At 67.3% G+C, this 17263-nt stretch carries 13 protein-coding genes, 1 pseudogene and 1 riboswitch; of the genes and pseudogenes, 3 read left to right on the top strand and 11 right to left on the bottom strand.

Annotation, left to right across the window (positions count from 1 at the left end; genetic code table 11):
* Positions 1–62 precede the first annotated feature (62 nt).
* Positions 63–1214 (bottom strand): homoserine O-acetyltransferase MetX, encoded by a 1152-nt coding sequence (gene metX / locus ASG64_RS01460; protein WP_082517966.1) that lies wholly within the window; start codon positions 1212–1214, stop codon positions 63–65.
* Positions 1211–2596 (bottom strand): bifunctional o-acetylhomoserine/o-acetylserine sulfhydrylase, encoded by a 1386-nt coding sequence (locus tag ASG64_RS01455; RefSeq protein WP_082518281.1) that lies wholly within the window; start codon positions 2594–2596, stop codon positions 1211–1213. The genes metX and ASG64_RS01455 overlap by 4 nt, the downstream gene beginning before the upstream one ends.
* Positions 2597–2796: 200 nt before the next feature.
* A riboswitch (SAM riboswitch) is annotated at positions 2797–2921 on the bottom strand.
* Between the two features lie 294 nt (positions 2922–3215).
* On the opposite strand from ASG64_RS01455, the pseudogene ASG64_RS01450 reads away from it, so the two are divergent.
* Both ASG64_RS01450 and ASG64_RS01445 read left to right on the top strand, forming a co-directional pair.
* A pseudogene (locus ASG64_RS01450) lies at positions 3216–4368 on the top strand (MFS transporter).
* A gap of 19 nt (positions 4369–4387) precedes the next feature.
* Positions 4388–5215, top strand: a complete 828-nt coding sequence (locus tag ASG64_RS01445; protein ID WP_082517964.1) for an exodeoxyribonuclease III — start codon at positions 4388–4390, stop codon at positions 5213–5215.
* 45 nt (positions 5216–5260) lie between these two features.
* Here ASG64_RS01445 and araA read toward each other — a convergent pair whose 3' ends face one another.
* The 9 genes from araA to ASG64_RS01400 all read right to left on the bottom strand — a co-directional run bounded on the left by araA (position 5261) and on the right by ASG64_RS01400 (position 16175).
* The gene (araA, locus tag ASG64_RS01440; protein WP_056069379.1) at positions 5261–6787 is read right to left on the bottom strand and encodes an L-arabinose isomerase; all 1527 of its coding nucleotides are present in this window, start codon (positions 6785–6787) and stop codon (positions 5261–5263) included.
* A 76-nt stretch (positions 6788–6863) separates the two neighbouring features.
* Positions 6864–7541, bottom strand: a complete 678-nt coding sequence (locus tag ASG64_RS01435; RefSeq protein ID WP_056069375.1) for an L-ribulose-5-phosphate 4-epimerase — start codon at positions 7539–7541, stop codon at positions 6864–6866.
* Entirely contained in the window at positions 7538–9223 is a 1686-nt protein-coding gene (araB, locus tag ASG64_RS01430) for a ribulokinase (protein WP_056069372.1), read from the bottom strand. Before araB ends, ASG64_RS01435 begins: the two co-directional genes overlap by 4 nt.
* Positions 9210–10238, bottom strand: a complete 1029-nt coding sequence (locus tag ASG64_RS01425) for a LacI family DNA-binding transcriptional regulator (protein ID WP_056069369.1) — start codon at positions 10236–10238, stop codon at positions 9210–9212. The genes araB and ASG64_RS01425 overlap by 14 nt, the downstream gene beginning before the upstream one ends.
* Positions 10235–11272: a galactofuranose ABC transporter, permease protein YjfF gene (gene yjfF, locus ASG64_RS01420; protein ID WP_082517962.1), complete on the bottom strand. Its 1038-nt coding sequence runs from the start codon at positions 11270–11272 to the stop codon at positions 10235–10237. Before yjfF ends, ASG64_RS01425 begins: the two co-directional genes overlap by 4 nt.
* Positions 11265–12356 (bottom strand): ABC transporter permease, encoded by a 1092-nt coding sequence (locus tag ASG64_RS01415; protein ID WP_235579453.1) that lies wholly within the window; start codon positions 12354–12356, stop codon positions 11265–11267. Before ASG64_RS01415 ends, yjfF begins: the two co-directional genes overlap by 8 nt.
* Positions 12353–14011, bottom strand: a complete 1659-nt coding sequence (locus tag ASG64_RS01410) for a sugar ABC transporter ATP-binding protein (RefSeq protein ID WP_056069366.1) — start codon at positions 14009–14011, stop codon at positions 12353–12355. Before ASG64_RS01410 ends, ASG64_RS01415 begins: the two co-directional genes overlap by 4 nt.
* 1 nt (position 14012) lies before the next feature.
* A complete protein-coding gene (locus ASG64_RS01405) occupies positions 14013–14999 on the bottom strand; it encodes an ABC transporter substrate-binding protein (RefSeq protein WP_042573358.1) in 987 nt (328 codons plus the stop codon).
* 129 nt (positions 15000–15128) lie between these two features.
* Positions 15129–16175: an aldose epimerase family protein gene (locus ASG64_RS01400; protein ID WP_056069363.1), complete on the bottom strand. Its 1047-nt coding sequence runs from the start codon at positions 16173–16175 to the stop codon at positions 15129–15131.
* A 41-nt stretch (positions 16176–16216) separates the two neighbouring features.
* Here ASG64_RS01400 and trpS point away from each other — a divergent pair, with 41 nt between their 5' ends.
* Positions 16217–17260 (top strand): tryptophan--tRNA ligase, encoded by a 1044-nt coding sequence (gene trpS / locus ASG64_RS01395; protein ID WP_056069360.1) that lies wholly within the window; start codon positions 16217–16219, stop codon positions 17258–17260.
* Positions 17261–17263: the final 3 nt, after the last annotated feature.

Here is a 17263-nt window from a genome sequence, read left to right as displayed (position 1 = left end):
TGATTTCGACGGTCCTTGTGTACTACAGGTTTCTTTGTGAGGTGTGCCAACCTACACTTGTTTCAGCGCGTGGGAGCCACAGCATCCGAGGCCAGTTCCATGGTGGCGATGAGCATGGTGGCCACGGCATCCGGCTCGGTGAGGAAGCCGTCGTGTCCGTCCCGCGAGGAGATGATCCTGAGCCCGTCGCACGACGGGATCAGGTCGGCGATCTCCTGCTGCTGACGGAGCGGGTAGAGCCGGTCCGAGTCGACCCCGCCGACGACCGTCGGAACGGTGACGGACCGCAGGACGGTCTCCAGTCCGCCGCGGCCACGTCCGACGTCGTGGCGGTTCATCGCCTCGGTCAGCAGTACGTACGACCCGGCATCGAATCGCCCGGCGAGTTTCGCTGCCTGATGCTCGAGGTAGCTCTGCACGGCGTAGCGACCACCGTCGAGGGCGTCCTCTCCCACCTGCGAGCGGTTGCCGAAGCGTGTGTCCAGCTCGTGTTCCGTGCGGTAGGTCAGATGCGCGATGCGCCGCGCCACGGCGAGACCGGACAGCGGAGCTCGACCCGTGTGGTGATAGTCGCCGCCCTGCCAGTCCGGGTCCCCGGTGATGGCCGCGATCTGTGTCGTCTGCGTGCCGATCTGATCGGCGGACGCCCGGGCGCCGACAGCGATGACCAGCGCGGAGGCCACCCTGTCGGGATGGGACGCGAGCCACTCCAGGGTGCGCATTCCGCCCATGGATCCGCCGACCACCGACGCGAAACGCTCGATTCCCAACGCGTCGGCAACCATGCGCTCGGCGGTGACCTGGTCGCGGATCGAGATCTCCGGGAAACGTGATCCCCACGCGACGCCGTCGGGATCGAGCGACGAGGGTCCGGTGGTACCGCGGCAGCCACCCAGGACGTTGGTCGCCAGGATGCACCAACGGTCGGTGTCCAGCGGCGCTCCGGGACCGACCATTCCCGACCACCAGCCGGGTGACGGGTGGTCCGGCCCGGCCGGTCCGGTGACATGGGAGTCGCCGGTGAGTGCGTGTTCGACCAGCACGACGTTGTCCCGCGCCGGAGACACCTCTCCCCACCGCTGCACCACGACGGTCGCGTCGGGAACCACGCGACCGCTCTCGAGGGGAACGTCGCCGATGTGCACGGTGCCCACCCGCCCGTCCGCCGGCGGAAATGCCGACGAACGAGCGAGCGAGGGGAGATCGAGTGTCAAGATGCTGCCCGGAAACCCTTCTCCAGATCGGCGAGGATGTCGTCGATTCCCTCGATACCGACGGCGAGTCGAACGAGCCCCGGCGTCACGCCGGAGGCCGCCTGCTCCTCGGGCGACAACTGCGAATGCGTCGTCGACGCGGGGTGGATGACCAAGGAACGCACGTCACCGATATTAGCGACATGGCTGTGCAGTTCCAGGGCGTCGACGAAACGTTTTCCGGCCTCGAGCCCACCGGTGAGTTCGAACGCCACGATGGCTCCGGCGCCGCGCGGCGCCAGCTCCCGGCCACGGTCGTACCAGGGCGACGACGGGAGTCCGGCGTAGTTGACGCTGACGACCTCCGCGCGGTTCTCGAGGAACGTCGCCACGGCGGTGGCGTTCTGCACGTGCCGCTCGAGTCGCAGGGACAGAGTCTCGATGCCCTGCCCGATGAGGAAGGCGTTGAACGGGGACACCGCGGCGCCGATGTCGCGGAGCAACTGCACACGCGCCTTGAGGGCGTACGCGGGCGCGCCCAGATCGGCGAACACCACACCGTGGTAGCTGGGATCAGGGGTGGTGAAGTTGGTGAAGCGGCCCTGCGTCCAGTCGAAGCCGCCGCCGTCCACGATGACGCCGGCGATGGCCGTGCCGTGGCCGCCGAGGTACTTGGTGGCCGAGTGCACCACGATGTCCGCGCCGTGCTTCAGCGGCTGGATCAGGTATGGGGTCGCGACGGTGTTGTCGACGATCAGCGGAATGCCGTGGCGATGAGCGACATCGGAGACGCCGCGGATGTCGAAGATGTCGTTCTTCGGGTTGGAGATGGTCTCCCCGTAGAACGCCTTCGTCTCCGGGCGGACTGCCTTGTCCCACTGGTCGAGGTCGTCGGGATCGTCGACGAACGAGACGGTGATGCCCAGCTTCGGCAGCGTGTAGTGGAAGAGGTTGTACGTGCCGCCGTACAGACGCGGGCTGGAGACGACGTGGTCGCCGGTCTCGGCGATGTTCAGGATCGCCAGCGTCTCGGCGGCCTGGCCGGACGAGACGAGCAGTGCGGCGACGCCGCCCTCGAGGGAGGCGATGCGCTGCTCCACGACGTCCTGCGTGGGGTTCATGATGCGGGTGTAGATGTTGCCGGGCTCGGCCAGTCCGAACAGTGCTGCCGCGTGATCGGTGTTGTCGAACGTGTACGAGGTGGTCTGGTAGATCGGCAGGGCGCGTGCGTGGGTCGTCGCATCGGGAACCTGTCCGACGTGGACCTGGCGGGTCTCGAAACTCCAGTTCAGAGCCGGATCTTCGACGGGCGCACCCACCGCGTCGACGACATCGGATCCCGAGACGTCGGGCGCGGAGACCTCGGGCGCGGGTGAGTCCGGGTTGGAGTAGTTGTCGGTCATGTCTGTCGTGCTCCTCGTGGAGGTGGCGTGCAGGGAATCCACGTCGGAACGCACCACGTCTGCCGCACGAGTCACCGTCACCGTGTGCAGAGCGCAGTAGGCGAGCCGAGCTTCGTGGAGAAAGAAGTATCGGGGCCTATCGCGAGCTACAACACATGGTGGAAACCTCCGAGGTGCCGGTCGGTGGGCCCGAGGGATCGGGCCCGCGCTTGCTCTCGCTCCGCACGATCACGGACCGAGTAACCCGGTCATCACCCGGGGCACCCCACCGCGGTTGGAGGGTTGCCGGCCAGCAAGCCGGGGCTCGATGCTGGCGCTCATGACCTTGGCAGGAATGGTAGCGGGTCGTTCCCGGGAGTCGGAAGGGTGGCCGAACTCACGGTCGTTCGATTGGCGAATGACCTGGCCGGGGTTCAGACTGGAACACGCGAAGGCGCCTTTCGGGGCGCCTTGTCCGTTTCACGGGTTCTTACCTTCTGAATCGATCATGAACCGCACCGCCGACCACGAAAGAGAGCTTGTGACACCCCCCTCCGTCGCTTTCGACGTCCTCCCGTCCGCACCCGCCGCGGCACCTGCCGTGCCGGATCGGCAGCGTGTCCGTCGTCGACGCGTGGCGATGTCGGCGCTGGCGCTCGGCGGCTTCGGTATCGGCACCACCGAGTTCGTGTCCATGGGTCTGCTCCCCGACATGGCGACCTCGATGTCGGTGTCCGAGCCCAGCGCGGGCCACCTCATCTCCGCCTACGCACTCGGCGTCGTCGTCGGCGCCCCCGTGATCGCGGCACTGGCGGCACGGGTTCCTCGCCGCACCCTTCTCCTCGCTCTGATGGTTGCCTTCACGCTGGGCAACCTCGGCACCGTCTTCGCGCCGAGCTTCCACGAACTCATGGCGTCACGATTCGTCGCCGGGTTGCCCCACGGCGCCTACTTCGGTGTTGCGGCGCTGGTCGCGGCCCACCTCGCGGATCCCGGTAAGCGCCAAATCAGTGGCGATGGTGATGATGGGTCTGTCCGTCGCCAACGTGGTGGGCGTTCCTGCCGCGACGTGGATCGGTCAGGCCTTCGGGTGGCGCAGCGCGTTCGGCATCGTCGCGGTCATCGGAGCGCTCACCGTCACCGCGCTCGCGGTGTGGTTGCCTCGCCTCGACTCGATGCCGACCACGGACACCAGAACCGAGCTCGGAGCGTTCCGCCGCACCCAGGTATGGATGACACTGTTCGTCGGCATGGTCGGATTCGGCGACATGTTCGCCGTGTACACCTACATCGCGACCACGTTGACCGACGTGTCCGGCCTGTCCAAGGCAGCTGTTCCCGTTGCGCTGATGATCTACGGACTGGGCATGGTGGCCGGCAACTTCCTCGGTGGATGGATCGCCGACCGCATGCTGGTTCCCGGTCTCTTCCTGGCCATGACCTCGGTCGCGGTGAGCCTGGCCGTGTTCGTCGCGGCGGCTCACAACCCGGTCACCGCGCTGATCGTCGTCTTTCTCATCGCAGCCTCCGGGTCTGCGATCGTGCCCGGCCTGCAGACGCGTCTGATGGACGTCGCCGCCGACGCGCAGACGCTGGCAGCCTCGCTGAACCACGCCGCGTTCAACTTCGCGAACGCCCTCGGCGCCGCTCTCGGCGGTGCCGTCATCGCCGCCGGCTTCGGATACACGGCCCCCGCCGTCGTCGGTGCGGGCCTGGCGATAGCCGGTATCGCCGTCCTCGCCACCTCCGTTGCGATGCAGCGACGGACGGACGCCCGGGTAGTAGTGGTCTGAGCTCGGATACGGTTCTCCGGTGTCTCACACCATCACCTCGGTCAACGTCAACGGCATCCGCGCAGCAGTGCGTAAGGGAATGCTCGACTGGCTCGCGACGTCCGGCGCGGACGTGATCTGCCTGCAGGAAACTCGCGCGACCGACGACGAAGTCCTGTCCTGCCTCGGCCCCGCGCTGGACGGTGGCAGGCAGGGTGCGGGGTGGCACCTGGTGTCCGCGGAGCCGTCCGTGAAGGGACGCAACGGGGTAGCAATCCTGTCGAGGACGCCGGCCGAATCGATCCGCATCGGCTTCGGTGACGCCGAATTCGACGAGTCGGGCCGGTACATCGAAGCGCGTTACCCCGCGGTCGGCGCCGATCCTGCCGTCACCGTCGCAAGCCTGTATCTGCCCTCGGGCGAGGTGGGTACCGAGAAGCAGGCGTCGAAGGAACGGTTCATGGCAGCGTTCGCGCACCACCTGGACGCGTCGGGATCGTCGGGCGAGCACCACGTCGTGTGCGGCGACTGGAACATCGCGCACACGGAACTGGACCTGAAGAACTGGAAGGGGAACCGGACCAAGTCCGGCTTCCTTCCGTCGGAGCGGGCCTGGTTGGACTCGTTCATCGGCGAGACCGGAGCCTGGACGGATGTCGTGCGCGCACTGCACCCGGACCAGGACGGTCCCTACAGCTGGTGGTCGTACCGCGGCAAAGCTTTCGACAACGACGCGGGATGGCGCATCGACTACCAGATGGCCACCACCGACTACGCCGACCGAGCGAAGGACGCCGTCGTCGAACGTGCCGACAGTTACGACCTCCGATGGTCGGACCACGCGCCGGTCACCGTCGTGTACCGCTAGACCGCCGGCTCGGCGGTCACCTCCGGCGACGCGGCGCGTGATCCGTCAGAGCGCCGCTGCGAGCCGGTGGTATGCCGCGTTCCAGCGCAACGTGCGCTGGAAGCCCCTCGTTGTCGTGTCGGCGTCGATGGTGAGCAGTTCCACGGCGATCATGTCCGAGAATGCTTCGAGCACAGCAATATCGAGCGCGGTGCTCATCACGGTGTGGTGCGGTGCCCCGGCGGTCAGCCACGATTCCGCGGACACCGACAGCGACGGCTCGGGCTTCCACACCGCGCACGCCACCGGCAGCTGGGGCAGTGCCTCGTCGGGCTCGACGACTTCGACGACGTTGGCCGTCAGGCGGAACCGTTCACCGACGTCCGACAGTCCCACGATGATGCCGGGGCCGGGATCCGCGGTGAACCGCATGCGCACAGGGTCTTCGCGGCCGCCGATGGAGAGCGGGTGGATCTCCACCGTGGGCCGCGACGTGGTGATGGACGGGCACACCTCGAGCATGTGAGCGCCGAGAATCTTCTCCTCGCCGGGAACGAGATGGTAGGTGTAGTCCTCCATGAAGGACGTTCCGCCGTCCAGGCCGGCAGCCATGGTCTTCATGGCGCGCAACAACATCGAGGTCTTCCAGTCGCCCTCTCCGCCGAATCCGTAGCCGTCGGCCATCAAACGCTGCACGGCCAGGCCGGGCAGTTGTCGTAGCCCGCCGAGATCCTCGAAGTTGGTGGTGAAGGCTCCGAATCCACCGTCGGACAGGAACTGCCGCATTCCGGCTTCCACGCGCGCGCCGTAGCGCAGCGACTCGTGACGGTCACCGCCCGGCCGCAGTTCGGAGGCGACGTCGTAGACGTCCACGTATTCGGCGACCAGATCGTCGATCGCACTGTCGCCGACGCCGTCCACCACCTCGACGAGGTCGTTCACCCCGTAGGTGTTGACCGAGACGCCGAAGCGCAGCTGCGCTTCCACCTTGTCGCCCTCGGTGACGGCGACATCGCGCATGTTGTCGCCGAAGCGGGCGAGCTTGAGAGTGCGCATCTCCGCGCGACCGACCGCTGCACGGGCCCACTGATCCGCCCGCGTGACGACGGTCGGGTTGTCGACGTGCCCGGCGACCGTGGTGCGCAGCACGCCGACTCGCGACTGGATGTGGCCGAACTCGCGATCACCGTGCGCGGCCTGGTTGAGGTTCATGAACTCCATGTCGATCGTGGACCACGGCAACGACATTCCCGCTTGCGTGTGCAGATGCAACAGCGGCACGTCGAGTGCGTCCAGCCCGGCGATCCACATTTTCGCGGGGGAGAAGGTGTGCATCCACGTGATCACACCGATGCAGTCGGCGGCGGCGTTGGCCTCGCGCATCTGCGTCAGGATCGACGACGCGTCGAGAAGCACCGGCTTCCAGACCACGCTCACGCTCAGCTTCGCGTCCAGTTTGTCGGCGATCTCGCGGGACTGTGTGGCGACCTGGTCGAGAGTCTCTGGGCCGTACAGGCCCTGGCTGCCGGTCAGGAACCACACCTCCGGACGAGCTGTGCCGGAGACCGGGGTGGACGTGGATGCAGCGGACATGGGGAGAACCTCCTGTGCCGTCCGCGGATCGCGGCGGCGAGAACGGGTGGGGCGGAAAGTGGAGACGGTCTGTCGATCAGCGCTGGCCGTACACGTTCTGATATCGCTCGTGCAGGGCGTCGACGGCGGCGGGCGGGATGCGCAGCGGTTGGCCGAGTTGGTGTGCGAGGTGTACCGACCGGGCGACGTCCTCGCACATCACGGCCGCCTTCACGGCGGACCGAGCGGTCGGGCCGACGGCGAACACACCATGGTTCTGCATGAGGACGGCCGGTGACCGGCTCTCCCGGAGCGTGTCGACGATGCCCCGACCGATCGAGTCGTCGCCGATGGCGGCGAACGGTCCGACCGGGATGTCGCCGCCGAACTCGTCCGCGCACATCGTGGTGACGACGGGGATCGCCTGACCGCGCGCCGCCCACGCCACCGCATAGGGCGAATGCGTGTGGACGACCGCACCGACGTGGTCGAGGTGTCGGTAGACGTACGCCTGGGCCTGCGTGTCCGACGACGGAGCATGGTCACCCTCGACGACGGTGCCGTCCAGGTCGCACACCACCATGTTCTCCGGTGTCAGGTCGTCGTAGGAGACCCCGCTGGGTTTGATGACGAACAGGTCCTGTCCCGGCACCCGCGCGGAGACGTTGCCGGCCGTCCACACCACCAGTCCGTACCGCACCAGTTCGGAGTGCAGTGCGCAGACGTCACGGCGCACGGCGGTCACCGCGGTGCGGACGTCGTCGACGATCGTCATCGTGCGGCCGCCTTCCGTGCCAACGCGTCGCCGCGGAGCGATCGGAGATGTCTCATCGTGGATACGTCCTTACCGAAGTGGTCGTGGAGTTCGGAGTACACGGCGAACAGGGCGTCGTACGCCTCGGATCGCGCGTCGTCGGGCACGTAGGCACCTCGGCGTACGCGTCCCATCGACTTCGCCGCCGTCGGCACGTCGAGGTAGCAGCCGGCGGCGACGGCAGCATGGATGGCCGAGCCCAGAGCGGGGCCCTGGTCGGAGCCGATGACGGACAACGGCATTCGCAGCACGTCGGCGTAGATCTGCATCAACAGCGGGTTCCGGGCGAGGCCTCCCGCGACGACGAATTCCTCGACGGGTACCCCGCTGGCGCGGAACGTCTCGACGATGACCCTCGTGCCGAATGCCGTGGCCTCGAGGAGCGCACGGTAGATGTCCTCGGGGCGCGTCGCGAGTGTCGTACCGACGACGAGGCCCGAGAGTCGGTGGTCGACGAGGACCGACCTGTTGCCGCTGTGCCAGTCGAGAGCGACGAGGCCGTGTTCGCCCACCTCCTGCTCGGACGCCAACCGGGTCAGGTGATCGTGGACCGATTCCCCGGCGGCCTCGGCGGCGTCCCGGTAGTCCGCCGGAACGCCGGTGCGCACGAACCATCCGAAGATGTCGCCCACCCCGCTCTGTCCCGCTTCGTATCCGTAGGAACCGGCGACGATGCCGCCGTCGACCACTCCGCACATTCCCGGAACTTCGCGCAGCACATCGGCACTCATCACGTGACAGGTCGACGTTCCCATGATCGCCACCATGCGGCCGGGTTCCACCGCCCGCGCCGCGGGGGCGGTGACGTGCGCGTCGACGTTGCCGACGGCGACCGCGATGCCCTCGGGCAGGCCGGTCCATCCGGCCGCCTCCGCGGTCAGCGTGCCTGCGCGCGAGCCGAGTTCGCCGATCGGCTGGTCGAGCTTGTCCTCGACGAAGGAGCCGAAGCCCGGAGCGAGTTCGGTGAGGAACTCCGCCGACGGGTACTTGCCGTCCTGCAGGATTCCCTTGTAGCCGGCGGTGCAGGCGTTGCGGACGTACGTGCCGCAGAGTTGCCACACGATCCAGTCCGCGGCTTCGACCCACCGATCGAGCGCGTCGTAGATCTCGGGATCTTCCTCATGGATCTGCAGTGCCTTCGCGAACTCCCATTCGGAGGAGATGAGCCCGCCGTATCGGGGCAGCCACGTCTCGCCGCGTGATGCGGCGAGCGCGTTGATGCGGTCCGCCTGGCCCTGCGCAGCGTGGTGCTTCCACAGCTTCACGTAGGCGTGCGGACGGTCGACGAAGCGTGGGTCCTCACAGAGCGGGGTTCCGTCGGCGAGGGTGGGGACCATGGTGCACGCGGTGAAGTCCGTGGCGATGCCGACCACCTGCTCCGGCCGCACGCCGGCGGACGCGAGGGCTGCCGGCACGGCATTGCGCAGAACGTTGCGGTAGTCCTGCGGAACCTGCAGTGCCCAGGCATCGCCCAGAGGGACGTTCCCGCCGGGGAGGGTGGATTCGAGGACGCCGTGCTCGTAGTCGTGGACCGCGGTGCCCAGTTCGGCTCCGTCGGACACGCGCACCACGACGGCGCGTCCCGACAGGGTTCCGTAATCGACTCCGACGGTATAGGTCTCGGTATGGTCAGCCGTTGTCATGGCGCTCTCCTGGTGTGGTGCTGCTCGCTCGGACGATCAGCTCGGGTTCGATGCGAGTCTCGGGGGTCGGTGTGTCGTCGAGAGCCGCGCGCAGTATCTCGATGGCTCGACGACCGACCTCGGTGAAGTTCTGCCCGACAGTGGTGAGTGGGGGAATCAGGTAGGCGGCCTCCGGGATGTCGTCGAAGCCGACCACGCCGACGTCCTCGGGTATGCGGCGCCCGCTCTCGTGGAAGGCTCGCAGAAGTCCCAGCGCCATCTGATCGTTCGCGCAGAACACCGCCGACACGGAGGTGTCCGATGCGAGGCGCAGGCCGCACTCGTATCCACTGCGCGCGGACCAGTCGCCCCGCAGCGGAGGTGTCCACGGCAGACCGTGCTCGTCGAGGACGTCCTGCCATCCCTGCTCGCGGGCGCGGGACTCGGCCCATCCGTGCGGTCCGGCGAGATGGACGATCTTGTCGTGCCCGACGTCGACGAGGTGACCGGTGGCCATCCGCGCGCCACCCTTCTGATCGATGCCCACGGTCCAGCGGGAGGTGAGCGGGTCGCCCTCGACGACCACGACGGGGACCACGGATTCCTCCGAGCGGGCCGCGGCGACCGCGTCGTCCGTCGCGGCGATGAGCACGATTCCCTCGACGCCCTGGTCGTGCAGATGGTGCATCGCCGCGACCAGCTCCTCGCGGGACAGCGTCGAGAGGCTGACCGCGCTGACGGAGTAGCCGGCCTCGCGAGCGGCGCTCTGCACGGTGCGGTGCGTCGCACTCGGTCCCCAGAACCCGAGCTTCGAGCCGATGATGCCGATGGTCGCGGACTTCTTGGTCACCAACGCTCGTGCGGCGCGGTTGGGGCGGTACCCCAGCTGGTCGATGGCCTTCTGCACTCGGTCGCGAGTCTGGGGTCGTAAGTTGTTCTGACCGTTCACTACCCGAGAGACCGTCTGGTGCGAGACGCCGGCGAGCCGCGCGACGTCGGCCATGACGGGGGCGCGCCCGTCGGCCTCGGTCGTCATGTCCGCCGCCGCATGCTCAGCAGGCGCTGAGCGACCACGAAGACCAGGAGCAACGCGCCCACGGTGATGCGGGTCCACCAGGAGCTCAGGGTCCCGTCGAAGGCGATGAAGGTCTGGATGGCGCCCAGGATCAGCACACCGACGACGGATCCGAGGACGTAGCCACGTCCACCGGTCAGGAGAGTGCCACCGATGACCACGGCGGCAATGGCATCGAGCTCCATTCCGACGGCATGCAGGCTGTAGCCGGACAGTGCATAGAAGGCGAACAGCAGACCGCCGAGAGCGGCGCAGAAGCCGCTGATCGCATACACGCCCACTTTGACAACCGCGACGCGCAAGCCCATCAGGACGGCGGAGGCCTCGTTGCCGCCGACGCCGTACACGGAGCGGCCGAAGCGGGTGCACGCCAGCACGTAGGCGGCGACGGCGACCGTGACGAGCGCAATGACGACGGACCACGTGACGGAGTAGCCACCGGGGAGTTCGACGACGCCGAACGCGATGGCGCTGAACGTGGAATCGGTGATCGGAATCGACTCGACACCGATCATGTAGCAGAGGCCGCGGGCGAGGAACATGCCCGCGAGGGTCGCCACGAAGGGTTGGATCTGCAGATAGTGCACCAGGATTCCCATGGTGGTGCCCAGCAACGTTCCGCACAGGAGCACCGTGGCCATGACCAGGATCGGGGACCAGCCCAGTTGCAGTGTGCGAGCGGCGATCATCGTCGAGAGGGCGACGACGGATCCGACGGAGAGATCGATACCACCGGTGAGGATGACGAAGGTCATGCCGACGGCCAGCACGATCAGGAACGCGTTGTCGATGAAGAGGGACAGGAACAGTTGGGGGTCGGCGAAACCGGGGTAGCGGATCTCGCCGATGCCGAACAGTCCCACGAGAAGGGCGAACGTCGCGATGACAGGAAGGAACCGCGAGGGCGGCGAGTACCGGCGTACGCGGTCCCAGGTGCCGTGGCTCGTCGCCGGAGCGGGTGATCCGGTGGGAGGGTGCGTGAGCAGGTCACTCATGAGCGCGGGCCTTCCGGCTGGTGGGGCGGAGCGTACGCAGAGAGGCACGGGCGCGGGGTGACTGCAGGAGGCAGACGACGATGATGACGAGTGCCTTGAAGAGGTAGTTCGCCTCGGACGGAATGCCCACGTTGGTGATGGTGCGAGTCAGCGTTCCGATGAGCAGCGCACCGACGACGGTGCCGGCGAGGGAGAACCGTCCACCGGTGAGGGCGGTGCCGCCGATGACGACGGCGAGGATCGCGTCGAGCTCGATCCACAGACCGAGACTGTTGGCGTTCACGGAATTGGTGTTGGCGGCGATGATCAGGCCCGCGATGCCGGCGCACAGCGCGGCGAACACGTACACCGTCCAGACGATCGTTCGCGACCGCACTCCGGCGAGCCTGCTCGCTTCGGGGTTGATGCCGACCGCCTCGACGAGCATTCCGAGCGCGGTGCGGCGCGTGATCAGCACGGTGACGGCCACGACGGCCAGAGCGATGAGCAGCGCGACCGGCAGGCCCAGGACGATGCCCGAGGCCAGGAACCCGAAGGCGCCGTCGGCAACGGTGGTGATCTGACCGTCCGTCACCAGCATGGCGAGACCGCGGCCGGCCACCATGAGCACCAGAGTCGCGATGATGGGTTGAATGCCGAAGACGGACACCAACAGTCCGTTCCACAGTCCCAGCAGGAGGCAGGCGCCCAGTGCCCAGGCGACGGCCATGATCACGGTGGAGGCGGCGCTCTCGTCGGGCGAGGCGACGATGCGAGTGCACGCGACAGCCGCCGCGATGACCGCGACCGCACCCACGGACAGGTCGATGCCTCGGGTCGCGACCACCAGCGTCATGCCCACGGCCACCAGGATCAACGGGGCCGAGTTGCGGGCGATGTCGACGGGATTGCCGAACACGCCGCCGTTGACGATGCGGATGTCGAGGAAGCCGGGTGTGACGATCACGTTGATCACCACGAGTACCAGCAGGGCAATTAACGGCCAGAAGACCGGGTGGGACGGAAGCGATCTGATGCGGGACGGCGCGGGGCGGTCCGGCGTCGGCTGCGAGGGTGTGGGTGTCACACCCAGGGTGGCGGTCACGGTGCGAGGCTCCTGTCTGCGGCGTCGACAGGCGCCGAGGTGGTCTCGACGACCTCGTCGGTGCGTGTACCGGCGGCGATGGTGGCGAGAACGTCACCGACGGATACGCCGTCGTTGACGCGTTCGTCGATCTTGCGGTGATCGCGCATGACCACGATGCGATCGCTGAGCCGCAGGATTTCCTCGAGCTCGGCGGAGATGAACACGACGGACATTCCGCGCGACGCGAGATCGGCGACGAGCGACTGGATCTGGGCCTTGGCGCCGATGTCGATCCCGCGGGTGGGTTCGTCCAGGATCAGCAGTTCCGGTTCGGTGACGAGCCACCGGGCGAGCAGCACCTTCTGCTGGTTGCCGCCGGACAGGTTGCGCATCAACGCATCCGGATCGCTGGGTCGGATGTCGAGTGCGGTGATGTACTCCTGCACCAACCGAGCGCGCAGGGAGCGGGGGATGGGTCGCATCCAGCCTCGCTTCGCCTGCAGAGCGAGCATCATGTTGTCGGCCACCGTGAGGTCGCCGACGACACCGTCCGCCTTGCGGTCCTCGCTGGTGAGCGCGACCCGCTGATCGACGGCGTTGCGCGGGGTGCGGAACCGCCGCGAGACGGCATGCACGGTCATGGATCCGCTGTCGGAACGGTCGGCACCGCCGAGAAGTCGGGCGAGCTCGGTGCGCCCGGATCCCAGTAGCCCGGCGACGCCGACGACCTGCCCGGCGTACAGGCGCAGGTCGGTGGCCTCGAGGGCACCTTTGCGTCCCACGCCGAGCACTTCCATCACCGGTTCGCTGGAGGGATCGACGACGACGGGTGCGCGGTCGTCCAGCCTGTCGAGCAGATCGAGCTCGCGCCCGATCATCAGCTGGACCAGGTGCAACTGCGAGGTATCGGCCACCATGCGTTCCTCGACGAAGCGGCCGTTGCGCAGGATCGTCATCCGATCGGCGATCCGGTAGATCTGATCGAGGAAGTGGGAGACGAAGACGACGGCGGTGCCGGCGGACCGCAGTCGTTCGATGACGCCGTAGAGCGTCTCGACCTCGTCCTTGTCCAGGCTCGACGTCGGCTCGTCGAGGATCAGCACGCGGGCGTCGACGTCGACGGCGCGGGCGATCGCGATCAGCTGCTGGACCGCGATGGGGTGATCGCCGAGGACCGATGACGGGTCCACGTCGAGCCCGAGGCGATCGAGTGTGGCGCGGGCGCGGCGGTTCATCGCGCGGGTATCGATGCCGCCGATCGCTCGGAGTGCCGAGCGCACGGCTGCCGGCGCCGCGGAGAACCTGTCGGCGCGACGCGGTTCGCGTCCGAGCAACATGTTCTCCGCGACCGTGAGGTTCGGGAGCAGGTTCACTTCCTGGTAGACGGTGCTGATACCGGCGGCCTGCGCGGCGGCGGGAGTCGCGAACTCCTGCTGCGTCCCGCCGACCGTCACGGTGCCGCTGTCGATCGAGTAGACCCCGGTCAGGGCCTTGATCAGGGTGGACTTGCCGGCTCCGTTCTCGCCCATCAACGAGTGCACCTCTCCCGGGAACAGGCGGAGAGAGACACCGTCGAGGGCGCGAACGGCTCCGAACGTGATGGAGATGTCCTTCATCTCCACGATCGGCGCTGTGGCCGTCGAGCGCGGCGGAACGATCACCTCCATGCTCATGTCAGTACTGGCGGTCGGCGAGCACGGATGCTGCCTGGTCGCGGGTGAACGTGGTCTCCTCGGTGACAACGCGCTTGGGCACCTCTTCGCCGTTGACGACCTTCTTCGTCAGGTCCATCAATTGCGGTCCGAGCAGCGGGTTGCACTCGACGATGAAGTCGATCTTGCCGTCGGCGAGTGCCTGCATGCCGTCCTTCACCGCGTCGACGGTGATGATCTTGATGTCCTTTCCGGGGACGAGTCCGGCTGCCTCGATGGCTTCGATGGCACCGAGGCCCATGTCGTCGTTGTGGGAGTAGACGACGTCGATGTTCTTGTCGGAGTTGAGGAACGACTCCATGACCTGCTTGCCGCCGTCACGCGTGAAGTCACCGGTCTGCGACGCGGAGATGGAGATGGACGGCTGAGAGGAAATGGCGTCGCGGAAGCCCTCGGCGCGGTCGATCGCCGGTGCTGCGCCGGTGGTGCCCTCGAGTTCGACGACGTTGATGCGGCCGTCGGCGTTCACGTCGGACGTCGCGCTGTTCTGCACGAGCCAGTCGCCGGCCTTGACGCCCTCGGCGACGAAGTCGGAGCCGAGGAAGGTGGCGTAGAGAGACTCGTCGGTGGTGTCGACCGAACGGTCGGTGAGGATCACGGGGATATTGGCGCGCTTGGCTTCCTGCAGGACGGGTTCCCACCCGGTCTCGACCACGGGGCTGAAGGCGATGACATCCACTTTCTGCTGGATGTAGGTGCGGATCGCCTTGATCTGGTTCTCCTGCTTCTGCTGGGCGTCGGAGAACTTGAGGTCGACGCCGGCGTCCGTCGCCGCGCTCTGGATGGACGTCGTGTTCGCGGTCCGCCAGCCGCTCTCCGCACCCACCTGGGAGAAGCCGAGCACCGTTCCGCCGCTCGAGGAATCACCACCGCTACTACCGCACGCACTCAGGGCCAAGGCTCCGCTCACCAACAGCACACTCGCCGCTACGACCTTCTTCGACGCCATCATGTTCTCCTCCGTCGTCGCCACCTCGTGTGACGCGTGACACAGAGTGTGAGCGTTAACATTGGACCGCGTCAAGGCTTTGGCAAACATTGACCAAGAGAAATGTGAACGCTCACATCGGCGCCCTGTTCAGAGTCCGTCGGCGCTGCCGAATCGGTACTCGGTGACCCACCGGTAGGTCTCGCCCGGGCGCAGCACCGCGGACGGGAACGTGTCGTGATGCGGGCTGTCGGGGAACAGTTGAGGCTCGAGAGCGATCCCGTCTCCCTGGCGGATCGCGCGTCCCCGACGGGAGACGGTGCTCCCGTCCAGGAAGTTGCCCGTGTACACCTGCAGTCCGGGCTGATCGGTCCAGATCTCCAGCGAGGTCGCGGAGACGTCGGAGATCAGTCGAGCGGCCCGGCGCAATCCGTCGCCGCCGAGGTCGCCGTCGAGGACGTAGTTGTGATCGACGCCCCGTGTCGCGAGGACGTGGGGGTCGTCCGCGCGGGAGACGTCGCCGAGGCGACGTGGTGTGCGCAGGTCCAGTGCCGTCCCGCTCAGCTCGGCAGTGCCCCCGGTCGGGATGCCCGCGGAGTCCACCGGAACGAAGGCAGCCGCGTCCACCTGCAGCGTGTGGTCGTCGATGCCCTCACCTGCCAGATCGAAGTACGCGTGGTTGGTCAGATTGACCACGGTCGGCTTGTCCGTCACGGCGACGAGTTCCAGGCGCACCGTGGACGGTCCCGCCGTGACGCGCGCTCGGACGCGCAGCTCGCCGGGGTATCCCTGGTCGCCGTCCGGGCTGACCAGCTCGAGCTCTACCGAGTCCGCGGAACGATCGACGACGGTCCATGTGCGGGAGTCGAAACCGTCGATCCCGCCGTGCAGGTGGTTGTCCCCGTCGTTGAGTGTCACCTCGACATCGGTGCCGTCGAGCTCGAAGCGTCCCCCGGCGATCCGATTGGCGTAGCGGCCCACGGTGGAGCCGAGGTAATCGCCCGAGGCGCGGAGCCCCGACTCGTCCGCGACACCGACCAGCACGTCACGACGTCGTCCGTCTCCACCGGTGACGGACATGCGCTGAAGGGTGGCACCGAAGGGCAGGACGTCGACCTCGATCCCCGGGGCGGATCCGATGGTCACGGCGTCGGGGGAGGAGGTCGCGCGGTTGTCGCTGTCGTGTTCGGGAGTCATCGCGCAGACGTTACGGGCGGAGGTGATTGAATCTGTAGATCATGACGACGGACACGGCGACCGACAGTCCCTCGACCACGCGGCGGCAACGAGTGCTCTCGGGCATCCAGCCCACCGCGGACTCGTTCCATCTGGGCAACTACCTCGGCGCGGTCCGGCAGTGGGTCGAGCTGCAGGACGAGTACGACGCGTTCTACTTCATCCCCGACCTGCACGCCATCACCGTGCCGCAGGATCCGAAGGAACTGCGCGCCCGCACCCGTCGCGCAGCAGCGCAGCTTCTCGCCGTCGGAATCGACCCGTCCCGTTCCACTCTGTTCGTACAGTCGCACGTTCCGGAACATGCGCAACTCGCGTGGGTTCTCAACTGCATCACCGGTTTCGGTGAGGCGGGCCGCATGACGCAGTTCAAGGACAAGTCGGCCAAGCAGGGGAGCGATGCGACCAGTGTCGGCCTCTTCACCTACCCGGTGCTGCAGGCAGCGGACATCCTTCTCTATCGACCTCAGCGTGTCCCGGTCGGTGAGGACCAGCGTCAACATCTGGAACTCACGCGAGACCTGGCCCACCGCTTCAACACCCGCTTCTCCAAGACCTTCGTGGTGCCCGAGGCGCACATCGTCACCGGCATCGCGAAGATCTACGACCTGCAGGACCCCACCGCGAAGATGAGCAAGTCCGGGTCGGGCGTGTCGGGGCGCATCGACATCCTCGACGACCCCGCGGTGTCGGCCAAGAAGATCCGGTCGGCCGTCACGGACAACGAACGGGAGATCCGTTTCGACACCTCGGCCAAGCCGGGTGTCAGCAACCTGCTCACCATCCAGTCGGCGCTGAGCGGCACACCCGTCGCGGAACTGGTCGAGGGCTATGTGGGCAAGGGATACGGTGACCTGAAGGGCGATACCGCGGACGCAGTGTCGGCGTTCTCCACGCCGGTGCGCGCATCATTCACCGAGTACATGAACGACCCGGCCGAACTGGACCGGCTGTTGCAGGTCGGGGCCGAGCGGGCACGCTCGATCGCCTCGGCGACACTCGCGCAGGTGTACGACAAGGTCGGATTCCTTCCACCGAAAGGCTGAGCT

Origin of the sequence: Rhodococcus sp. Leaf247, assembly GCF_001426185.1 — a bacterium.
In the GTDB taxonomy this organism is placed as follows: domain Bacteria; phylum Actinomycetota; class Actinomycetes; order Mycobacteriales; family Mycobacteriaceae; genus Rhodococcoides.
The sequence above is the reverse complement of the archived record's forward strand: the minus strand, read 5'-3'. Positions and strand labels throughout refer to the sequence as shown.